The organism is Flavobacterium sp. (genome assembly GCF_029242675.1).
Taxonomy (GTDB): Bacteria; Bacteroidota; Bacteroidia; order Flavobacteriales; family Flavobacteriaceae; genus Flavobacterium.
In genome coordinates this window covers 1-2,193 of record NZ_JAQWTM010000249.1, presented here as the reverse complement: position 1 = coordinate 2,193, position 2,193 = coordinate 1, and the positions used below count along the sequence as shown (strand labels likewise).

The following is a 2,193-nucleotide window of genomic DNA, read 5'->3' as shown; positions in this document are numbered from 1 at the left end:
GTTGTGTAGTCTCTTAAATTATGAAAATGCACTTCAACTAAGCCTTTATCTATCGCACGTTTCATAATGGAAGCCTCAAAAGGGCTACGTAATAATTCAGGTAAAACGGTAACAATATCAATGCGCATAATTTTTAGCTCTAAGTTTTAAAGTGCCAAAGGTACAAAGTTTTTTAATGGGAAATTCCGAACTACGATAGGCTACAATAGGAACTAGTTTAAAATAAGTTAGCCTCCAGAATTTAAATTCCAGAGGCTAACTAACTTGTGTGTCGTGATACAGTTTTACTGCTTTTACATTAATTTACTAAAGAATACAGCATTCCAAAGTAATTTTTCGGTTCCTAACCAAAAGGCTCTAAAATTAGTGTTGTCCGTAAAAACGATTATTTTTCCGCTTCCTTTTCGTATCGATTGAAAAGGAACAGATTCCTTTAACAACGCCAAATTAGGATTTGAAATATAGCCGCTTATTAGTGGCGATTTAGTGTATTGAATAGGGTTTTCATAGCTGTTTTTATTAGGTTCTATCATGATGGAACTGTTTCTAAATACTGGAAGAGTGTTTCTTGGCATTCCAAAGTTGATTGGATGAGACAAATCTAATTTTGTTTCAAAAATAGCACCAGCTACCAATTGTGCTCCTCTAAAATCATCCTTCTGTTCAAAGCTTATGTTTTTAGCCTCTTCTTTATTCGTTTTAAACGTAAGTTCAATTACTTTAGCAGTATTGAGCCATTTTATAGCATCTTGATACGCAATTAGTGTGCCTCCATTTTGTACCCACTGTTCTATTTTAGTAGTCGTGTCTTTCGATAATCCACCATAATTACCATTCACTAGAATTAAGGTATTGTAACGGTTTAAATTCACATTTGGTAATTGATCCACATCTAATTTGGTCAATGGTATCGCAGCTTTTTGATCAAACATATGCCATATTTCTCCGGCATCAGCAGGATCAACACCTTTACCAACCAACATGGCAACCTTTGGGGTTTCTAATGTTTCAAAATTGGGGTTTCCTAGATTTATCCCATCTGTAAAACCAGTTTCTACAGCTGTAATGTCAAAGGTGTACTCGCTAATGATTTCGTTCAAATAATTGTTTATTTCGGTCGAACTCATGTCTTGATTTTGAACAGGGACAAACAAACTGCCATATCCAAATGCTTTTCCTTTGTGTATAAACGGTTTTGAGGTAGTTTTTACTCGTAAACCTTTTGATAATAATTGATTTAATAATTTGGGTGATTTATGGTCCGTCCATTCGATTAAGTAGCCAATATCACTTTTAGCATTTACAGTTCCAACTTTTAAAGTCGGTTCGTATTTTGCGCCTGCTGCAGCAAGTGAATTTACTCCTTCAAAATTCACATTGAAAGCCAAATCGAAACTCCAAGCCGAAATATCATAAAATAAACTGTCTTTAAATTTAGTTTGACGATCAAAAATAGCATTGATCAGTTTTGTGTTTTGCTGCTCAACAGGAATGATGTAACTCAAGTCCTTTTTGAATTTTTTGTTGTTGATTGTGATATCATTATTTAAAGCTAGCATTTCTATTTTATGCTGACTTAAAATTTTCGCCAGTTCATTGACTCTTGTAGCATCTTTTTCGTCTCCAACCACATAACCTTTGAATTTACTCTTTTTGCTTTCAGCTCTTGCATTGTTGTAAAAATCACGTTGGTATTCTAGTAAATCGGTGCGCATCTCGGAGGTTGCTTGCAAAGTAGATAAACTAGTGGTGAATTGATTTCGAATCGTAAACGGAAAAGTGATAATTCCGCTAGCGCTTTCTTGGGCATGACCTCTCGAACTCGCTTGCTCAAATAAGATTCCTACCGAGCCGTTGATGTCTGGGTAAGAAGAACCTTTTCCGTAATAAAAATCATCGTAGTTTTCTTCAATAAAATACGAACTACCTATTTTGTCTAGAGCTTTAGCATGGTAACTTGCGATTTTCATCGTCAATTTCTGATTCAGTTCTGGAGTCAAAGGATTGGTTCTTGTAGGTTCGCCAGGCTGAAAAAAATAGGTCGAATTGGTTCCCATCTCATGGAAATCACATAAAACGTTGGGCATCCATTTTCTAAAAGTCTTGATGCGTGCTTGACTTTCGGGTAGCTGCACCGGAAGCCAGTCTCTATTCATGTCAAATAAATAATGATTAAATCGTCCGCGTGGCCAT

The 2,193-nt window shown here is 35.7% G+C and carries 1 protein-coding gene and 1 pseudogene; both read right to left on the bottom strand.

Features of this window, described 5'->3' with window-relative positions:
• Nucleotides 1-128, bottom strand: a pseudogene (locus tag P8M54_RS09305) (tRNA (guanosine(37)-N1)-methyltransferase TrmD); the annotation flags it as partial.
• A gap of 165 nt (nt 129-293) precedes the next feature.
• Nucleotides 294-2,193, bottom strand: a 1,900-nt coding sequence (locus P8M54_RS09300; protein WP_300287531.1) for a zinc carboxypeptidase, incomplete at its 5' end; no start/stop codon positions are given.